Source organism: Solirubrobacter soli DSM 22325 (assembly GCF_000423665.1).
GTDB lineage: Bacteria > Actinomycetota > Thermoleophilia > Solirubrobacterales > Solirubrobacteraceae > Solirubrobacter > Solirubrobacter soli.
In genome coordinates this window covers 51,604-70,100 of record NZ_AUIK01000025.1, presented here as the reverse complement: position 1 = coordinate 70,100, position 18,497 = coordinate 51,604, and the positions used below count along the sequence as shown (strand labels likewise).

The following is an 18,497-nucleotide window of genomic DNA, read 5'->3' as shown; positions in this document are numbered from 1 at the left end:
ACCCTCGTGTGAGGGTTGATCGGCTGTGGGACGATCGCGGCGATGCGCGTCCTGATCGTCGACGACCACGCGCCGTTCCGAGCCGCCGCCCGCGCGCTGCTGACCGCCGAGGGCTACGACGTCGTCGGTGAGGCGGCGGACGGCGAGACCGCGCTGCGCGCGGCGGGTCAGCTGACGCCGGACGCGATCCTGCTCGACGTCCAGCTGCCCGGAATCGACGGCTTCGAGGTCGCCGCGCGGCTCGCGGACAGCGGGTACCCGGGCGCCGTCGTCCTCGTCTCGGGCCGGGCGCCCGGACGTCGCCTCCAGGACACGCCCGCGCGTGGATTCATCCCCAAGGGCGAGCTCACCGGGCCGGCGCTCGTCGCGTTGCTCGGCTGATGGACGTCGCGACCGGCATCGCCCTGCTCGCCTGCGCGGCCGTCGCCGTTGGGCGCGGGCGCCCGACCGCGACGCTGCTGGCGGCCGCGGGCGGGGCGTGGCTGCTCGGGTGCGCGGTCGACGTGTTCGTCTTCCTGCACCGCGGGCCGCTCATCCAGCTCGTCCTGGCGTACCCGGCGTGGCGCGCGCGGCGTTGGTCGTGGCTCGTGGCGTGCGGCTACGCGGCCGCCCTGATCGAGCCGGTCGGCGCGGCGGGCGCGGTCACGGTCGCCTTGGCGGCCGCCGTCGTGGCGGCCGCGGTCGCGCGCCGGCGGGTCGCCACGGGGATCGAGCGCCGTGCGGCGCGGGCCGCGCTGGTGGGCGCGGCGTTGCTGGCGCTCGCGCTCGCCGGGGCGACCATCGCCCGTGCCGCCGGCGCGGACCCGGCGGCCGCGCTCGCGGGCTACGAGCTCGCGATCGTCCTCTGCGCCGCCTACCTGGCCGGCGAGCTCTGGCTCGGCCGCTGGACGCAATCGATCACAGTGGCGCTGCTCGAGAGCCTCGGCCGCCGCGAGCTGGGCCGAGCCGTCGGTGACCCGACGCTCGCCCTGGCGTGGCGCGACGGCGACGGCTTCGTCGATCGCGCGGGAGGGCGGGTCGTCCCCGGGAGGCGAGTCGCGACCGCGGTCGGGGACGACGTCGTGCTGCTCCACGCGCCGGAGGCGCTCGCGGACTCCGCGGTCGCGGAGGCGACGGTCGCCGCCGCCCGCATCGCGCTGCGCAACGCGGCGTTGCAGGACGAGGCGGCCGCCCAGGTGGTGGAGCTCGAGGCGTCCGCCCGCCGGCTCGTCAGCGCCGCCGACACCGAGCGCCGGAGGCTGGCGCGTGAGGTCTCCGAGGAGGCGCACGCACGGCTGGTCACCGCCGCGGCGACGCTCGCGGTGGTCGACCCGGCGCTGGCGCGGGAGACCGCGGCGGCGGGGGACGAGTTGCGCGCGTTCGCCGCGGGCCTGCGCCCGCGGGCCCTCGCGTCCGGCGGGCTCGCGGCCGCGCTCGGCGAGCTCGTGGCGCACTCCTCGGTGCCCGTCGGACTCGTCGTCCCCACCCGGCGCTTCTCCGAGCTGGTCGAGACCACCGTCTACTTCGTCTGCTCGGAGGCGCTCGCCAACGTCGTCAAGCACGCGGGGGCGACCAGGGTCGAGGTCGAGATCGCCGAGCGCGACGGCGGCCTCGAGGCCCGCGTCACCGACGACGGCCGCGGCGGCGCCGACGTCGCCCAGGGCCACGGCCTCCGCGGCCTGCACGACCGCGTCCACGCCCAGGGCGGCACGTTCTCCGTCACCAGTGCGGAAGGAGCCGGTACGACGCTGACGGCGGTGGTCCCGGCATGACCGCGCCCTCGCAGGTCGCGGGCGCGCGGCCCGCCGCGGCGGCGGACGGCCGGGCAGGACTGCTCGGGCTGGCCGCCCTGGCGCTCGCCGGCGCGCTCGCGGCGTCCACCCGCGACGCCGACCTGACGCTGGCGGGTCCGCGGCCGTGGATGGTCGCGCTGCTCGTGCTCGTTCCCGTCGCGCTCGCCCTGGCGGCGATCCGGGAGCCGCGCTGGCTATCGGTGGCGGTCGTGTGGCCGCTCGCGCAGCTGGCCGGCCCGGCCGCGCCCGGGAGCGTGGCGTTCACCGCCGGTCTCGTCCTCGGGGCGGCGACGCCGGTGGCGGTGGCCTGGGCGGCGCCGACCCGGGCGTGGCCGCTGCTCGTCCCTTCGGCGCTCGTGCTCGGGCCCCTGTCCGCGGTCCTCTTCGATCCGGCCGCCTGCGAGGCGTGCCCCGCGAACCTGCTGCTCGTCCACGGTGACGGCACCGCGTACGACGCGCTGCAGCGCGCGGGCGTGTGGCTGGGCTTGGCCGGGGCGGTCGCGGTCGCGCTCGCCACCCTGCGTCGGGCGCCCGCGGTCGCGCTCTACCTCGCATTGGTCGCCGCCCAGTACGCTCACGGCCTTGCGCGCGGCTACGTCTCGACGGACCCGCTCGACCGCGGCCTGTGGGCCTTGCAGGGACTCGCGTTGCTGGCGGTCGCGGCGGGCACCGCCCGCGAACCGCTCCGGCGCCGCGCGGCCCGGGCGCGGCTCGCGCGGCTGATCGTCGAGCTCGAAGCGCACCCGGCGCCGCGCGGCCTGGGCGAGGCGATCGCCGGCGCGCTCGGCGACCCGGAGCTCGAGCTCGGCTATCGGCTTTCCGACGGGCGGCTCTACGACGCGAACGGCCGCGCGCTCGCTCCGGGTGCGGGGCGGGAGCTGACGCCGCTGCCCGAGGGCCGGGCGGAGCTCGCCCACGCTCCTGGAGCCGTGGACGCCGGGCTCGCCGCGGCGATCGCCGCCGCGGCGCGCCTTCCGCTGCACAACGAGCGCCTGCGCGCGGAACAGGTCGTGCGAGCGGCGCAGCTGCGCGCGATCCGTGCCCGGATCGTGGCGGCCTCCGACGCCGAGCGCCGCCGGCTCGAGCGCGACCTCCATGACGGCGCCCAGCAGCGCCTGGCGACGCTTGCGGTCACGCTGGAGGTCGCTCGGCTGCGGGCGGAGCGGACGGCCGGCGGGTCACGCGACGCCGGCGCGCTCCTCGCCGCGCAGGGACAGGTGCGGGCCGCGTTGGCGGCGCTCCGGGACATCGCCGGCGGCCTGGTGCCGCCGGTCCTGGCCGACGAGGGCCTCGCGCGCGCCGTTGAGGCGTTCGCCGAGGCCGCCGACGTGCGGATCGACGGGCCGCTGCCGGAGGGCCGGTTCCCCCCGGAGATCGAGACGACGGCGTATCGCGTGCTCACCGAGTCGATCCGCCACGCGGAGCCCGCGGGCGCCGCGGTGCACGCCGTCCGCGAGCGCGGCAGGCTCAGGCTGCGTGTCACCGGCGTCGCGGTCGAACGGGTCGACCTCGTCGCGCTCGACGATCACGTCGGCGCGCTCGGCGGCGCCCTGGAGGCGGCGCCGGGCACGATCTCCGCGGAGCTCCCGTGCGGGTAGTCATCGCCGACGACGAAGGCCTGCTCCGCGACGGTCTCGCGCACCTGCTGGGCGAGGCCGGCATCGACGTCGTGGGCAAGGCGGGGACCGCTCCCGAAGCGCTCAGGGCGGTCGCGCTGACCCGCCCGGACGTGGCGATCCTCGACATCCGGATGCCCCCGAACGGCACCGATGACGGGCTGCTCGCGGCGCAGGAGATCCGCCGGGTGCATCCCGCCACGGGCGTCCTGGTGCTCTCGCACGTGGTGGAGTCGCGCTACGCGCTGCGCCTGCTCGAGGAGGCCCCGGAGCGCGCCGGCTACCTGCTCAAGGAGCGGGTGAGCGACGTCGCGGTGCTCGTCGATGCCCTGAGGCGGATCGACGACGGCGGGTGCGTGGTCGACCCGACGATCGTCGCGCGGCTGATCGGCGCCCGCCGCGCTCACGATCCCCTCGACGAGCTCACCGCGAGAGAGCGTGAGGTGCTCGAGCTGATGGCCGAGGGCCGCTCCAACCAGGCGATCTGCGATGCCCTCTACGTCTCGCCGAAGACGGTCGAGGGCCACGTGCGGCTGATCTTCATGAAGCTCGGGTTGCGCGACTCGCCCGACCGGCACCGGCGTGTGCTCGCGGTCCTGACCTTCCTGCGCTCGCGTCAGAACTGACGCGCCGGCGCGGGTGGCGGGCACGTGCGCGACAGCGGCGCGCGGGCCGGGTCGTCGCCGATCCGCCGCCACGGCTTGGCGTCGAAGTTGAACGCCGAGATCGCGCCGCGCACCGGCCCGAGCTCGAGTGTGTCCTTGAAACGGCTCCACGTGTAGACGAAGTGCTCGCCCGGGCGATTGGTCGCGCTCTGCGGTCCGTAGCCGCCGCCGTCGATCACGTCCCAGACGACCCGCCGGCCGCGGACCGCGTACGTCCCGTACACCCACGTGCACGCCGGTGCCGCCGGCTCCTCCTGGGTGATCGCGAACCGCCCGCGCGAGAAGACGAGCACGTGATGGCCCCAGTTCTCGGGGGTGAGACCGCCGCCGCGGACGCCGTGGCGGACGAGGTCGTCGCGGTCGCTGGTGAACGTCCAGACCCCGTCGATCTTCGTCGGACCGGATTGGACGGCGCGCCGGCTCGGCGTGCACGCACGGTGCGGCGGCTCCGGCGGCAGGTCCGCGCGCAGCCGCGCGATCCGCGGATCCTCGCGCAGCCCGACGGCGCGCCGCAGCGCCGTCACGTCGGCGTGCGCGAACGTGACCGACCCGCGGGCGCAGATGATGTCGTAGGACTCGTCGTCGAGCGCGCGGATGCCGGCCAGCGTCGCCGGGAGCGCCGCCCGGGCGGCATCGCGCAGCCGCGAGCGTTGCGTGGCGGCGAGCCGGTTCCACGCGGCTCGGTTGGCGATCAGGACCATGATCCGCGGCCACAGCACGAGGTCCGGGTCGATGACCGCCGCGCCCTCGTCGGCGCGGGTCTGCTCGATCGCGGTGAGATCGATCTCGACCCCGTCGAAGCCCGATCGGTCGTCGGCGACGAACGGAGCCGTCGTCGCCCCGAGCCGTTGGAACGTCTCGGCCGACAACCGCGAGTCGCGCACGCCGATGCGCGCCCCCGCGAAGTCGCGCGGGGTCAGCAGCGGCCGGCGGAGGCCGAGCACGTGCCGCGGGGGCCCGGGCAGCACCGCGACGCCGACCACCCCCGACGCATCGACCTCGCGCAGGGCCGCGCCGGCCAGCGGGCTCTCCAGCACCGCGCGCTGCAGCGCGAGCGAGTCGACGCTGAACGGCGTCAAGAGCGGCTCGAACGCGTCCGTGCCGAGCGTGTCGAACGCCCGCGCGGCCACCAACGCGAACGACAGGCGTCCCGACCGCACGTCGGCGAGGGTTCCCGCCTCCGGGCGCGGGTCGCGCTCACGCCACTTGATGCGCGGGGTGACGCGGATGTTCTCGCGCGCCAGTTCCTCGCTGTAGGCCGTCAGGATCTCGGGCGAGCCGTCGCGCAGCGCGATCTCGATCTTCAGGTCGTCCGCGGACGTCCCGCCCGCCGCGTCGTGGCCGCCGCAGCCGGCCAGCGCGAGCGCGAGGAGCAGCCATCGACGGCGCATAGGCGGACCCTACGCCCGCCGCCGGGCCGGCACACGAGGGCCAGCCCTGGAACGGTCGAGGGCGTGCCCTCGTGATCGCGGGCCGCGCCATACCTAGCGTCCGCCGCATGCACTCCACCCGCTTGTTCCCATTGGGCCTGCTGGCCCTGCTCGCGGCCTGCGGCGGGACCGACGACGCCCCCGCGACCACGAAGGCCGCCGCCGCGCAGGCGCCGCAGCCGAGCGGCCGGATCGCCTTCCGGCGCTACCTCGACCAGGACCACCGGCAGGGCGCGGTGTTCCTGATCAACCCCGACGGGACCGGCGAGCGCCAGCTCACCCATCCGGGTCCGGCCGAGGTCGACGACCAACCCGACTTCTCCCCGGACGGCCGCGAGATCGCGTTCGAACGGTGCGACTCGTCCACCGGCGCGTGCAGCGTCTGGCGCGTCAACGTCGACGGCGGGGCGGCGACCAAGGTCAGGATCCGCTGCCGCCTGAAGCCGGTCTGCGAGGCCGGCGTCCCGAGCTGGACGCGCGACGGCCGGATCGTCGCGCAGCTCTCGGAGGGCCGCGTCAAACAGCACGGCGACGTCGACCAGATCGAGCGCTCCTCGATCGTCGTCGCCGAGCCGCGGTCCGCGTTCGGCAAGACGATCATCTCCCGCGACCACTTCACCGGCGACACGGCCCAGCCGATGGTCTCCCCGGACGGGACGAAGGTCGTCTACATGCGCTGGAACTCGTGGCGGACGCGGCCGAAGCTCGGCCGGGCGCTGCACGTGGTGGGGATCGACGGGCGCGGCGACCATCGGGTGACGCCATGGTCGCTGGGCGCCGGCGACCACGCGGTGTGGGCGCCCGACGGGCGCATCCTGTTCCGCTCCTTCGACGGTCAGGACGACAAGCAGTCGGACTTCTGGAACGTCGCCGCGGACGGCAGCGGCCTGAAGCAGCTCACCCACTTCAAGGCGCCGACGCTCGTCCTCTCGGCGTCCTACTCACCCGACGGCGCGTGGATCGTGCATGCGAGCGACGGCATCGACGGGAACGCCGACCTCTATCTGATGCGCGCCGACGGCAGCGAGAACCGCCCGCTCACGCGCACGAAGCTCTGGGACTCCGCCCCCGACTGGGGCTAGAGCGGGGGTCCGGGGAAGGGCAGCCCCCCGGTTTCAGTACTCGTCCGGGTCGGGCTCGAGCTCGTCCTCGTCCTCTTCCTCGTCCTCGTCCGGATCCTCGCGCGCGGAGGAGCGGGCGCGGCGGGTCTCGAAGGCCTCGACCAGCTCGTCGCGCTTGTGCTCGTCGATCGCGGGGTCGTCGCCGAGCAGGATCCACTCGGCGACCTCGTCGGCCTCCTCGTCCTCGATCAGCTCGAGGTCGACATGGGCGGAATCATCGACGATCAGGACGATCTCGGTCTCTGGGTTGAAGTAGGTGCCCGGACGGGTGAGGAGCTCGTCAACGTCGAAGCGGCGCAGGGCAGGCATGGGCGGGAGGCTACCCGTCCTGACTGAAAAGGCGCCGTTCGACCTCTCCTTCTACGTCGAGCGGCGGCTTGCCGCGGGCGATCAGGCGCCGGTTGCGGGCCTCGATCGCGGCCCTGACCTCGGCCTCGAGCGCGGGATCGCGCGGCGTCGTGTGAGGCCGCCCGAGCGCGGTGAGCATCTGCGCGATCTCCTCGTCGCGGCTCGAATCTTCGTTGACTCGCGAGTCAAGGGTCAGATCGGAACGGCCGATGTTGTCGTATGGCGCGCGGCTCAGCCCGAGCGCCGCAACACCGACCAGCCCGGCGACGACCACCACGGCCACGATCACGATCGGCAGCGCGTCCTGCACTTCCGTTCATTGTGCCGTTCCGGTCAAAAGCGGGTACCATTGAGACTGTTGACTGACCAGTCAATCGTGAGCTGGCAAGGAGTTTTGAGATGGTCGATTTCACACTGACCGACGAGCAGATCGCCCTCCGCGAGATGGCGCACGACTTCGCGGAGAAGGAGATCCGTCCGGTCGCCTGGGAGTACGACCGCGACGGCACGTGGCCGCAGGCGATCCTCGAGAAGGCCTGGGAGCTCGGGCTGATGAACTCCCACATCCCGGAGCAGTACGGCGGTCCAGGCGTCTCCTACCTGGAGGGTGCTCTGATCGAGGAGGAGCTCTCCTGGGGCTGCTCGGGCATCGCGACGTCGATCGGGGCCAACGGCCTCGCCACGGCGCCGCTCGCGCTCGCCGGCTCTGAGGACCTCAAGGCCAAGTACCTCGGGATGCTCACCGAGGCGCCGCTGTTCGCCTCCTTCTGCCTGACCGAGCCGGACGCCGGCTCCGACGTGTCCGGGATGCGCACCACGGCCACCCGCAAGGGCGACAAGTGGGTCATCAACGGCTCCAAGTGCTTCATCACCAACGGCGGCTACGCGAACTTCTTCACGGTCTACGCCAAGACCGACAAGGAGAAGGGCCACCGCGGCATCTCCTGCTTCCTCGTGCCCAAGGACGACACGGTCACGGTGGACAAGAAGGAGGACAAGATGGGCCAGCGGGCGTCCAACACCGCGACCATCACGTTCAACGACACCGAGATCCCGCTCGACCACATGATCGGCGAGGAGAACAAGGGCTTCAAGATCGCGATGATGACCCTGGACCGCACGCGTCCGGGCGTCGCCGCGATGGCCACGGGCATCGCCCGCGCGGCCTTCGAGTTCGCCACGCAGTACTCCAAGGAGCGCGTCCAGTTCGGCGTGCCGATCGCGATGCACCAGGCGATCCAGTTCCTGATCGCCGACATGGCGACCAAGGTGCATTTGAGCCGCCTCGCGGCCTGGAACAGCGCCGTGCTGCTCGACCAGGGCAAGCGCAACACGCTCGAGTCCTCGCACGCCAAGCGCTTCGCGGCCGACTCCGCGATGGAGGTCGCCACCGACGCCGTCCAGGTCTACGGCGGCTACGGCTTCATCAAGGACTACCCGGTCGAGAAGCTCATGCGCGACGCGAAGATCATGCAGCTGTACGAAGGCACGTCGCAGATCCAGCGCCTCGTGATCGCCCGCGAGACGCTGCTGCCCCGCCGCATCGAGGAGCCCACGGCCGCTTAGTCGTCGAGTCGTTCGATGAATCCGAGGATGCGGCGCCACGCGTCCTCGGATTCGTCCTTGAAGTCCTCCTGGCGGCGGTCGAAGAAGGAGTGCGGCGCGCCGGGGTAGGTGTGGATCTCGTGCTCGACCGGGATCGCCTGGTCGAAGGCCTGGACCTGATCGGGCGTGATGTGCTGGTCGGCCCCGGCGAACAGGCCCAGGACGGGGATCTTCGTCTCGGGCGCGCGGTCCAGCGCCCAGCGCTCGCCGTCGCGCTTGAGCGAGCCGTAGAACCCGACCGCGCCCGCCAGGCCGGCGTGGCCGAACGTGGCGCTCATGAACAACTGCGCGCCGCCGAAGCAGAAGCCGACGGTCACGGCGCGTTCGGCTCCGAGTGCGTTGAGCGCCGTCTCGACGTCGAGCGCGACCGTCTCCGGGGTCGTTTGGCGGACATGCGGCATGTACTCGAAGGTCTCGTCACGCGGGCCGAGGCCCGCCGTGCGGCCGAAGTAGTCGATCGCGATCGCGGGGTGTCCCGCCGCGGCGAAGCGCTCGGCGAGCTGCTCGTAGAAGCGGAACAGGCCGCGCACGTCGGGCAGGACGACCACGCCGGTGGGGCCGTCGGCGTCGGTTCGGTAGGCGCTGAAGTCGGTGCCGTCGGCGGAGGTCAGCGTGAGGCGCTCGCCGGCCGCGCCGCCGGCGATGACCTGGAAGCCCTCGGGCAGCTCGGGCACGATCGCGTCGAAGGGGAAGCACATGGTGCTCGGAACCTACCCTTGACAGGTGAGACGCACGTCGGTCATCCGGGTCGTCGAGGGCTCGGGCAACGAGGTCGAGCAGCTCTGGCACGATCGCTCGCGCTGGGCGTCGTGGCTCGACGGGTTCGCTTCGATGAAGAAGCTCGAGGACGAGTGGCCGCAGGAGGGCGCGCGCCGGGTGTGGGTGACGGCGGTGGGCGGGCGCGGGATGGTGATGGAACGCGCCACGGCCTTCGCGGCGGGCGACGGGCAGACCGTCGAGTTCGAGGACGAGAAGGTCCGCGGCGAGCAGCGGGTGCTGTTCGAGACCGACGGCGAGCGCACCCGCATCACGGTCACGTTCTGGTTCGAGACCAAGGAGCGCACGCCACCGGCGCGCGTGTGGTGGCAGCGGCGCAAGCTCCGCCAGGGCTGGGAGCGCTCGCTCGCCCGCTTCTCCTACGAGCTCGCGGCCGAGCGCGATCGCTAGCGTGCAGGGCATGTTCGTCTTCAAAGCGGCCGTCGTCGGGGCAGACGACGCGGCCCGCGAGATCGCGGCGGCGATCGAGGCCGCGGGCGTCTCGACAGTGCTGATCGACGGCAGCGAGTTCGCCGGGCTCGGCGACGTCGACCTGGTCATCGAGGCGATGCCCGAGCGCATGGAGGTCAAGCACCGGGTCTTCGCCGAGCTCGACGCGGCCACCCCCGGCCACACGATCTTCGCGACCACGACCTCCGGCCTGTCGATCACGGAGATCGGCGAGATCACGTTGCGCCCGGACAAGGTCGTCGGCCTGCACTTCGTCGCCCCGCGGCTCGTCGAGGTCGTCGAGTCCGACGACACGTCGGCCGAGACCGCCCAGGTCGCCGCCAACCTCGTCCAGCGGCTGCGCCGCGTGGCGGTGCGCTGCGTCGAGTGCCCCGGGTTCGTGGTCAACCGCGTGCTGACCTCCGCGGCCGCCGAACGGGGCTCGGCGACCGAGCATTCGGGCGCGCTGCGCGACGCCTACGGCGACCGCTTCCAGCTCGCCCGCAACGCCGGCGATGACACGGCCGACGAGCGGGCGGAGCTGAAGGCGTTGGTCGAGGCGTGCCTCTTGCTGGAGGAGGGCATCGCCGGCGTGCGTGACATCGACGCCGGCACCGGTCGCGTGTTCGCCGCGGCCGACGCGCGTGGGCTCGACGACCTGCTGTCGGCGCTGGACCGCGCCGAGAGTCGTTGGGGCGAGCACTTCGAGCCGCCGCTGATCCTGCGCCGGCTCGTCGCGCAGGGGCGGCTCGGCGTGAAGGCCGGCCAGGGGTTCTATCCGTACCCGCAGGTCGACGCTGATTTCGGGCCGGTGAAGGTGGATGTGCGGGGTGACATCGCGGTCGTCTGGATCGACAACCCGCCCGCGAACTCGCTCGGCCCGGCGACGATCGACGGGCTCGTGGCCGCGTGGGACGAGGTGCTGGCGCGGGGCGCCCGCGCGATGGTGCTGGCATCGGCTTCGCCGGCCCTGTTCTGCGCGGGCGCTGACATCAAGGCGTTCACACGGTGGGATGAGGCATCGGGCCGCGCGCATCTGGAGCGCATCCACGGCCTGGGGCGGGCGTGGGAGACCTCGCGCGTGACGACGATCGCCGCCGTCAACGGGTTGGCGTTCGGCGGCGGCTGCGAGATCGCGATGGCCTGCGATGTCAGGCTCGCCGGCCGCTCGGCGACCTTCGGCCAGCCGGAGATCAACCTCGGCCTGATCCCGGGCTTCGGCGGCTCCCAGCGGCTGGCCCGGCTCGTCGGCCCGGCGAAGGCGCTGGAGATGAACACGCTCGGCGACCCGATCTCCGCCGACGAGGCCTTCGAGTACGGATTGGCGAACCGGGTCCTCGAGGACCACGAGCTGTTCGACGCCGCGCTGGCGTGGGCGCGCAAGCTGGCCGGCCAGGCGCCGCTGGCGGTCGAGGAGATCAAGCGCGTCTCCCACCACGGCGACCTCGACGCGGGCCTCGCCGCCGAGCGCGACGCGTTCCTGCGCGTGCACGGGAGCGAAGACGGCCGCGAGGGCGTCGCGGCGTTCATCGAGAAGCGCGCCCCGCAGTGGCGCGGGGCGTGACGAGGCGGGTGCACGACGGGCGGCGCGCGGTGGCGGGCCACGCCCCGCGGCGGTGCGTGAGCGACCGCGGGCGGCGCGCGGTGGCGGGCCGCGCCCCGCGGCGGTGCGTGAGCGACCGCGGGCGGCGCGCGGTGGCGGGCCACGCCCCGCGGCGCGCGGGCGACCCCGGGCGGGCGCGGTGAGCGGCCCCGCGCGTCTTGCCGCGCTGCTGCGCGAGGCCGGGCCGGCGGTCGTCCTGACAGGCGCCGGCGTCTCCGTGCCGTCCGGGATTCCCGACTTCCGCACGCCGATGACCGGCCTGTGGGCGAACGTGGACCCGATGGAGGTCGCCCACATCGACGTCTGGCGGCGCGACCCCGAGCGCTTCTGGGACTTCTACGGCCAGCGCTTCGCGATCCTCGACGGCAAGCAGCCCAACGGCGCCCATCTGGCGATCGCCGAGCTCGAACGCCGCGGGCTCGTGTCGGGCGTGGTCACCCAGAACATCGACGGTCTGCACGCTTTGGCGGGCTCGGAGCCGATCGAGGTCCACGGCTCGATCCGCACCGCCTCGTGTCTGTCGTGCGGCGCGTCGTTCTCCTTGGCCGAGACCCGGGCGCGGTTCCCGCTCCCGCTCTGCGACTGCGGCGCCGTCCTGAAGCCCGATGTCGTCCTGTTCGGTGAGCTGCTCCCGGAGCGGGCGATGCTGCGGGCGTCCGCCCTGGCGATGACGAGCGGGCTGATGCTCGCCGTCGGCTCCTCGTTGGAGGTCTGGCCGGTCGCCGGCCTGCCAGAGGACACGTTGCGCGCGGGCGGCAAGCTCGCGATCGTGACGATGGGGGAGACCCCGTACGACCGCTACGCGGACGTGCGGCTCGGCGGCGACGTCGTCACCGAGCTCGAGGCCGTCGTCGCCGCGCTCGACGCCTGACGCTGCGGCTACTCCGCCGCGTACAGCGCGCGGGCGCGCAGCGCGGCTTCCAGGCGGGCGAGCGCGGTGCTCACGACCTCGACGCCGTCGGCTTCGAGCCGCCCTTCGCGGGCCGCGAGGGCGGCGGCGCGGACCGGATCGAGGTAGGTGCGAAGCTCGTCGATGCGTTCGGCGAGGTCGCCGAAGATGACCCAGCCGGCGAGCTCGGCGACCGCCGCGGAGAGCGCAGCCTCAAGCTGAAGTGCAGCTTCAGGGTGGCGGTTGCAGTCGAGATCGGCGCGCGCGCGGAGGGTCAGCTCCTCGCACGCGAGGGCGACGTCGCGGCCGGAGAGGAGGGCGGCGAGGCGCTCGGCCGGGCGGTGCTTGGAGCGGCGGCGGACCCGCGGGGGCTCGGGCTCCGCGAGCTCCTGGGCCTCGGTCCAGTCGCCCTCGGCGAGCTCGGCCCCGGTGCCGATGCCGATGCGGACGATGAGCGCGCGGCCGGGGTCGGGGGCGGCCGGATCGGCCGCCGCGACGCGGTGGGCGGAGAGGAAGCGGGCGAGGCAGGTGTCCGCGCGGCGCTGCCAGGCGTCGTCGTCCGGGTCCTTCTCGGAGGAGGCGTCGATCACCGTCACGCGGGTGACGGCGACGGTCCCCGCGGGCGGGGAGCGGCGTGAGCGGCGGCGGGGCGCGTCGGCGTCGGTGACGACGACGACCTCGTGGACCTCATCGCCCGCGTACCGGCGGACGACGTAGCGGCCGGGCGGCGGCCCGGTCCGCCCCGCGAACTCCCACTGCACGAAGCGGAAGCTGCGCGGGTCGTCCGTCAGCTAGTTGCCCTTCTTCTTGGCCTTGATCGCGGACTTGGACGGCTCGACGCGGACCGTCGGGTTGTCGATCTTGCCGAGGCGCTCGATCAGGCGCGTCCACTGGCTGGGCTTCAGGACGGCGTTGAGCTGCTTGGAGAGCTTGGAGTTCGAGCCGTACTGCGGGCGGAAGCCGATGTGGATGTGGTCGGCGTGGTCGGGCAGCGCGAGCGTGTTGTCCGAGCCGGGGAAGTCGTCGCCGCTCATCAGCGAGATGATCTGGTGCGGCTTCATCGTGCCCTGCAGCGTGAGCAGGCGCTCGATGGTGATGTCGGTGATCGAGCCCTTGCCCTGGTTGCCGAGGATCGGGATGCCGTTGATCGCGGCGATGTCCACGGCGGTGCCGGTCGAGTGCTCGGACACGTTCCCCGAGGCGGTCATCAGCGAGTGGCCGCAGTTCAGCGACGTCACCGTCGGGTTCAGCCCCGACGCGACCAGGAACTCGAGGGTGGCGAGCACGCGGCGGTCGATCTGGCCCGCCTGGATGTCCTGGCGGCCGCAGTCGTAGATCTGGATCCGCGGATCGGCGAGGACGCGCTGCTGGAGCGTCTCCTTGCTCATCAGCAGGATCTGGCCGATCGTCGGCGTCGCGGCGTCCGGGCCGACGAACGGGTTCTTGCCCTTGGCGCGGTAGATCGCGGTCGACTCGAGCAGCTTCCAGCCGTCCAGGATCGGCTTCGGGTCGATGCGCGGAGCGCCGCGGCCGGCGGGGCGGATCTCGAAGCGCACGTACGGCTTCTTCTTCGAGGAGGCCGAGCCGATGCGGCCGAGCACGGTGCCGGCGGGCAGCTGCGAGCCGACCTTGAGCTTCTTGATGACGATCTGGTCGCGGGCCAGGCCGAGCGCCAGTGCCGGCGTGAGCGCGCCGTCGATCCGGCCGGTGCGCAGGAACTCCTGCTGCGCGCCGCCCGAGGCCATCGCGTTCGAGCGCGTCGGGTGGGCGAAGAGGCGCTCCTTGACGGGCGCCGCGGCGGCCGTCGCGTCCACGGTCGTCGTCGCGTCGGCGCTCGTCTGCGTGACGGGCTCGGCCGCCTTCTTCGCGCGCGAGGCGGGCCGGTCGGTGTCCGAGGCGGCCTCGGTCGGCTTCGCGTCCGGCTTGGGCAGCGCGAGCATGCGCTTGACCTCGGCCGGGTCGACCTTCTGCGGCTTCGGCGCGGCGTACTGCTCGGCGATCTTCGTCAGCTTCCCGTACGTGTACGTGTTGCCGTACGCGTCCTGGACCTGGACGAACTTGCCGAGGCGCGCGTTCTCGCCGATCCGCGTCACCTGCACGTCGCTGACGGCGACGACCGGCGCGCCCGCGTCCGCGTAGATCTGGATCCCGTTCTGGCCCGACGAACCCTCGAGCGCGACTGCACGGTTGTCGCCCTTGGTCTTGAGGCTGCGCTTGGTGACCTCGTCGCGGTAGCTCGCGTCCGCCGCGACCGGGAAGCGGCCCTCGGTCAGGCCCGTGAGCGAGCCGACGAGGTTGGTCGGCAGGCCGCCGATCAGCTGCGCGCGCAGCAGCACCGAGTCCACGTACCAGTCGGCGTGGTTGTAGGCGAAGATCGCGCTGCGGATGTCCTTGTCACCGCCGGCGGCCTTGAGGTAGCGCGCGGCGGCGAAGATCGCGTCGACCGGGTTGTACGGGTCCATCAGGCCGTCGTTGTTGCCGTCGACGCCGTACGTCTTCCAGGTCTCGGGCATGAACTGCATCCAGCCCTGGGCGCCCGCGGAGGACACGCGCAGGTTGCGGCCGTAGTCGGTCTCGATCTCGTTGATCGCGGCCAACAGCTCCCAGCGGATGCCGTACTGCGTGCCCGCGGCCTGGTAGATCGGCAGCAGGAACGGCGGGATCCGGAACCGGTCGATGAAGAAGTTCGGGACGCCGATCCTGGCCGCGCCGGGCTGGGTCAGCGTGTACGAGGGGTCGTTCTGGGTCGCCGTGGAGGACCCGTGGTCGACGCTGTCGGGCGTGGGCGTCTCGGTCGCGGCCGCCTCGACCTTGCCCGTCAGCGACTCGGTGTTCGCGTCCTCGCCGGAGGCCTTGTTCGTGGCCTGGTCGGTCGTCTTGTCGACCTTCTTCTTGGTGTCGCTCTTCGTCTTGCCGCTGCCGCCCTTCTGGTTGGAGGGCGTGGGCGTCGAGGTCGGCGAAGTGGTGGGCGTGGCCGTGACCGTCGGCGCCTGGGTGGCGGTCGGCGTGGGCGTCGTCTCCGTCGACCCGAGGTCCACGATCGACGCTACCGCCGCGGGCAGACCGGGTATCTGAATCTGGTCGACAGGCGTACCGGCCGGGACCTCGACGGTGATCGTCAACTGCTGACCCGTGACGAGGGTCACACGCACGTAGTGCATGTCGGCCTGCGCAGCGGTGACGAAAACGCCCGCGTAGAACGCGGATGCGGCGAGCGCGACGGCAAGTGGACGGCTGGACGGATTCATGTCGGAGCGCCGCAACCTAGCGGCGTTTTTCTGGGTCCCGACTCGGACAACGCAGAATTGTCACGAGTCTTGCGCTGTTTTGTTGCAATTGCCTGCACATTGGCTCAGTCTCGACCTGTACTTGAGCATGAGCCCGGTGTTCCCTCGCCGCCTACGGTACCGTCAGCCACATAGGCGTTCGATAAGGAGTTGGAAAATTGGCCGACGAAGACGGCTCGAGCCTGCGCGACCGGCTCTCCCGCCAGAGCGAGGAAGCGCTGGGCAAGATCGCGTCCGACCTGCTGGAGAACCCGCTGGTCAACAGCGCGATCACCAAGGCGTTCTCCGCGCGCGAGAAGGCCGCCTCCGCGCAGGAGGCCGCGATGGGCGCGTTGAACCTCCCGTCGGCCGCCGACATCGACCGCCTCACCCGCCGGCTGCGGACCGTCGGCACGCGCCTGGAGGGCATCGAGGAGGCGCTCGACCGCCTGCAGGACGGCGTCGACAAGCTCGCCGACCGCCTCGAGCAGGCCGGCCGCTCGTCCGACGTGGGCCTCGCCGACCGCGTCGCCGCCATCGAAGGCCAGCTCTCGAAGCTCGTCAACGAGGTCGGACACGTGTCGGACGCGATCGACGCCCGCCCGGTCGAGGTCCACCGCGAACAGGAACGCCTCGCGGTCGACGAGGCCCACCCGGCGGCCAAGGCCAAGCCGAAGGCGGCGGCGAAGAAGGCCGCGGCGAAGAAGCGCGCGGCGAAGTAGGACGGAGCGGCGGGGGCGCCCCGCGCCCGCCGCGCCGCCCCGCCCTGCACCGGCCGCGCCGCCCTGCGCCGCGCCGCCCCGCCCTGCGCCGCGCCGCCCGCGCCGCCCTGCGCCGCGCCGCCTGCGCCGCGCCGCGCCGCCTGCGCCGCGCCGCCTGCGCCGCGCCGCGCCGCCGGCGCCGCGCCGCCCGCGCCGCACCGCCCTGCGCCGTGCCGCGCCGCCCTGCGCCGTGCCGTGCCGTGCCGCGCCGCGCGATCCCGCGCCGCGCGACCCCGCGCCACGTCGCGCGGGCTCCACATCACACGAGCGCGACTGATCCAGCGGGGGGGTGTGTTGCTGGTGTTGCGCTATGCGGGAGCGGAGCAACACACCCCGTGCTGGCGAGGACGCGCCGCGCGGGCCCCAGGCAAGCGCGTGCGCGACGGCCCGCGCCCGCTGCGGCGCGGCGCACCGCGCGGCCGTCACGACGCCAGTGCGGCGAGGGCCACGCGGCCCATCTCCTCCTCGGCGGCGAGCAGCGCCTCGTCGGCGATGCGTTCGCGGGTGGGGACGATGTCCGAGACCACGCACACGCACGCGGCGGCGAGGCCGTGGCGGGCGGCGAGCGCGAACAGGGTCGCCGCCTCCATCTCGATCGCGACCGCGCCCGCGGCGCGCCACTCGTCCACGCGCGAGGGGAACGGGTCGTAGAAGAGGTCGGACGAGACGATCACCCCCGCGGGGGTGTGCAAGCGATCTTGCAGGACCGGGTCGGGCGCCAGCGGCCCCGAGGCGCCGAGCGCGCGGCTCGTCCCATCGCCGGGCAAAGCCGCCGACGCGGACAGCAATCCGCCGAGCGCCAGCCCCTCCGACAGCGCCCCGCAGGTGCCGACGCGCAGCAGTCGGCGGGCGCCCAGCATGATCAGCTCCTCGGCCACGATCGCCGCGCTGGGGCCGCCCATGCCGGTCGCCTGGACGGTCAGCGGGGCCCCGTCGATCGCCACGCCGCTGTAGCCCCACAGGCCCCGGTTGTGGTTGAGCATCTTGGGGACGCCGGTGATCAGCAGTTGGGCGAGGCGCAACGCCCGGCCGGGGTCGCCGGGGAGCAGGACGCGCTCGGCGACGGGCTCGTGCGGGCGGATGTGGATGGTCTCTGGCGACATGCGACGCCCTATCGAACTAGAGTTGCCGGTCGCCATGGCGAAGGACAAGAAGAAGGACAAGAAGGACAAGAAGGACGACAAGAGCGTCGAGACCGACGCTCTCGCGGCCGTCCGCTCCGCGGTCGAGCGGGCCCTCCAGGTTTCTGCCGAGGGTGCTGCCTCGACGCGCGAGAGAACTCGTGAGATCGTCGACGAGATCGCTGCCGCCGCCGGCAAGGTGCGCGTGACGCTCGAGGACATGAAGGTGCTGGACGAGGTCAAGCGCCTGCGGCGTGAGGTCGAGGCGCTCGCCTCCCGCGTGGCGTCGCTCGAGATCCGCCCGTCCGGCGCCGCCGCGCCCGCTGCCAAGGACGCGCCCGCCAAGCCGGCTGCCGCCGCCAAGCGCAAGCCCGCCGCGCGCAAGACGGCCGCCAAGCGCAAGCCCGCCGCCGCCAAGAAGCCCGCCGCGGCCAAGGCCAAGGCCAAGCCCGCCGCTGCCGCCAAGCCGAAAGCCGCCGCCGTCAAGAAGCCGGCCGCCGCGCGCAAGCGCGCCCCCGCGAAGAAGCCGGCCGCCGCCGCCGCGAAGCCCGCCGCCGTCGCGAAGCCCGCCGCTCCCGCCGAACCCAAGCCCGCGGCGCCCGCGCCAACGGTCCCGGCGCCCGCGGCCCCGAAGCCGGCGGCCGGGGAGTCCTGAGCCATGAGCGCCTCATTCGAGTCGGCCAAGGAGCTCCGCGAGGTGATCGACAAGATCTTCTCGCTGATGGACGCCGACCCCGACATGGGGCCCAAGCTGCGTGACGCGGACACGCCACAGCGGTTCGAGTTCTCGGACTTCGACGTTGTCGTGAACATCCGCGCCACGCGGGGCGACGAGGAGGGCAACCTCTACTGGGAGTGGTCGGACGACGTCGACTGGGAGTCCAAGGTCCAGATGACGATGTCGTCCGAGGTCGCGAACCGCTACTTCCAGGGCAAGGAGAACGTCCCGATGGCGGTCGCGCGGCGGCGGATCAAGACCGGCGGCGACCTCAAGGCCGCGCTGGCGCTGATCCCCATCACCAAGCCGATCTACGACCAGTACCGCGACTACGTCGAGCGCGAGAAGCCCCACCTGAAGGTCTGACGAGCGGGGC

The 18,497-nt window shown here is 73.2% G+C and carries 19 protein-coding genes; 12 read left to right on the top strand and 7 right to left on the bottom strand.

Translation table 11 applies throughout. The features are described 5' to 3' along the window. Window positions 1-42: 42 nt before the first annotated feature. From G569_RS0120115 to G569_RS0120100, 4 genes are read left to right on the top strand one after another with little or no spacing between them, the layout of a single operon-like run. Window positions 43-381 carry a LytR/AlgR family response regulator transcription factor gene (locus tag G569_RS0120115; protein ID WP_037497865.1) on the top strand — a complete coding sequence of 113 codons (339 nt, stop codon included), beginning with the start codon at window positions 43-45 and terminating at the stop codon, window positions 379-381. Then, window positions 381-1,751, top strand: a complete 1,371-nt coding sequence (locus tag G569_RS58475) for a sensor histidine kinase (protein ID WP_053226700.1) — start codon at window positions 381-383, stop codon at window positions 1,749-1,751. The genes G569_RS0120115 and G569_RS58475 overlap by 1 nt, the downstream gene beginning before the upstream one ends. Next, window positions 1,748-3,370 (top strand): histidine kinase, encoded by a 1,623-nt coding sequence (locus tag G569_RS58470; RefSeq protein ID WP_053226699.1) that lies wholly within the window; start codon window positions 1,748-1,750, stop codon window positions 3,368-3,370. The genes G569_RS58475 and G569_RS58470 overlap by 4 nt, the downstream gene beginning before the upstream one ends. Further along, window positions 3,361-4,014, top strand: a complete 654-nt coding sequence (locus G569_RS0120100; protein WP_028064753.1) for a response regulator transcription factor — start codon at window positions 3,361-3,363, stop codon at window positions 4,012-4,014. The genes G569_RS58470 and G569_RS0120100 overlap by 10 nt, the downstream gene beginning before the upstream one ends. Here the strand turns inward: G569_RS0120100 and G569_RS0120095 are convergent. Then, on the bottom strand, window positions 4,005-5,444 hold the full coding sequence (locus tag G569_RS0120095) for a TRAP transporter substrate-binding protein (RefSeq protein WP_028064752.1): 1,440 nt from the start codon (window positions 5,442-5,444) through the stop codon (window positions 4,005-4,007). The two genes, G569_RS0120100 and G569_RS0120095, sit on opposite strands and share 10 nt — an antisense overlap. A 107-nt stretch (window positions 5,445-5,551) precedes the next feature. Here G569_RS0120095 and G569_RS0120090 point away from each other — a divergent pair, with 107 nt between their 5' ends. Beyond that, window positions 5,552-6,565 (top strand): TolB family protein, encoded by a 1,014-nt coding sequence (locus G569_RS0120090; protein WP_028064751.1) that lies wholly within the window; start codon window positions 5,552-5,554, stop codon window positions 6,563-6,565. 33 nt (window positions 6,566-6,598) lie between these two features. Here G569_RS0120090 and G569_RS0120085 read toward each other — a convergent pair whose 3' ends face one another. Then, window positions 6,599-6,913 carry a hypothetical protein gene (locus G569_RS0120085; RefSeq protein WP_028064750.1) on the bottom strand — a complete coding sequence of 105 codons (315 nt, stop codon included), beginning with the start codon at window positions 6,911-6,913 and terminating at the stop codon, window positions 6,599-6,601. 10 nt (window positions 6,914-6,923) lie between these two features. Further along, complete coding sequence (locus G569_RS0120080) at window positions 6,924-7,262, bottom strand: hypothetical protein (protein ID WP_028064749.1); 339 nt, start codon at window positions 7,260-7,262, stop codon at window positions 6,924-6,926. An 89-nt stretch (window positions 7,263-7,351) separates the two neighbouring features. On the opposite strand from G569_RS0120080, the gene G569_RS0120075 reads away from it, so the two are divergent. After that, window positions 7,352-8,518: an acyl-CoA dehydrogenase family protein gene (locus tag G569_RS0120075; RefSeq protein WP_028064748.1), complete on the top strand. Its 1,167-nt coding sequence runs from the start codon at window positions 7,352-7,354 to the stop codon at window positions 8,516-8,518. Here G569_RS0120075 and G569_RS0120070 read toward each other — a convergent pair. Continuing rightward, on the bottom strand, window positions 8,515-9,255 hold the full coding sequence (locus G569_RS0120070) for a dienelactone hydrolase family protein (protein ID WP_084285268.1): 741 nt from the start codon (window positions 9,253-9,255) through the stop codon (window positions 8,515-8,517). The two genes, G569_RS0120075 and G569_RS0120070, sit on opposite strands and share 4 nt — an antisense overlap. A 25-nt stretch (window positions 9,256-9,280) precedes the next feature. On the opposite strand from G569_RS0120070, the gene G569_RS0120065 reads away from it, so the two are divergent. The 3 genes from G569_RS0120065 (at window position 9,281) to G569_RS0120050 (ending at window position 12,237) form a co-directional block, all read left to right on the top strand. Beyond that, on the top strand, window positions 9,281-9,724 hold the full coding sequence (locus G569_RS0120065; protein WP_028064746.1) for an SRPBCC family protein: 444 nt from the start codon (window positions 9,281-9,283) through the stop codon (window positions 9,722-9,724). Window positions 9,725-9,734: 10 nt separating this feature from the next. After that, window positions 9,735-11,327 (top strand): 3-hydroxyacyl-CoA dehydrogenase/enoyl-CoA hydratase family protein, encoded by a 1,593-nt coding sequence (locus tag G569_RS61290; protein ID WP_157592167.1) that lies wholly within the window; start codon window positions 9,735-9,737, stop codon window positions 11,325-11,327. A 178-nt stretch (window positions 11,328-11,505) separates the two neighbouring features. After that, complete coding sequence (locus G569_RS0120050) at window positions 11,506-12,237, top strand: SIR2 family NAD-dependent protein deacylase (protein ID WP_028064743.1); 732 nt, start codon at window positions 11,506-11,508, stop codon at window positions 12,235-12,237. Window positions 12,238-12,245: 8 nt separating this feature from the next. On the opposite strand, the gene G569_RS0120045 is transcribed toward G569_RS0120050, so the two are convergent. After that, complete coding sequence (locus G569_RS0120045) at window positions 12,246-13,016, bottom strand: hypothetical protein (protein WP_028064742.1); 771 nt, start codon at window positions 13,014-13,016, stop codon at window positions 12,246-12,248. 30 nt (window positions 13,017-13,046) lie between these two features. Then, on the bottom strand, window positions 13,047-15,503 hold the full coding sequence (locus G569_RS64665; RefSeq protein ID WP_053226697.1) for a lytic murein transglycosylase: 2,457 nt from the start codon (window positions 15,501-15,503) through the stop codon (window positions 13,047-13,049). 197 nt (window positions 15,504-15,700) lie between these two features. Here G569_RS64665 and G569_RS0120035 point away from each other — a divergent pair, with 197 nt between their 5' ends. Continuing rightward, a complete protein-coding gene (locus G569_RS0120035) occupies window positions 15,701-16,243 on the top strand; it encodes a hypothetical protein (RefSeq protein ID WP_028064741.1) in 543 nt (180 codons plus the stop codon). A gap of 461 nt (window positions 16,244-16,704) precedes the next feature. Here G569_RS0120035 and G569_RS49980 read toward each other — a convergent pair whose 3' ends face one another. Next, window positions 16,705-17,385, bottom strand: coding sequence for a phosphorylase family protein (locus G569_RS49980; RefSeq protein ID WP_037497768.1), 681 nt, complete (start codon window positions 17,383-17,385; stop codon window positions 16,705-16,707). A gap of 34 nt (window positions 17,386-17,419) precedes the next feature. Between G569_RS49980 and G569_RS64660 the strand changes: the two genes are divergently transcribed. After that, a complete protein-coding gene (locus G569_RS64660; RefSeq protein WP_053226696.1) occupies window positions 17,420-18,058 on the top strand; it encodes a hypothetical protein in 639 nt (212 codons plus the stop codon). A gap of 3 nt (window positions 18,059-18,061) precedes the next feature. Then, window positions 18,062-18,487, top strand: a complete 426-nt coding sequence (locus G569_RS58455; RefSeq protein WP_053226695.1) for an SCP2 sterol-binding domain-containing protein — start codon at window positions 18,062-18,064, stop codon at window positions 18,485-18,487. Window positions 18,488-18,497: the final 10 nt, after the last annotated feature.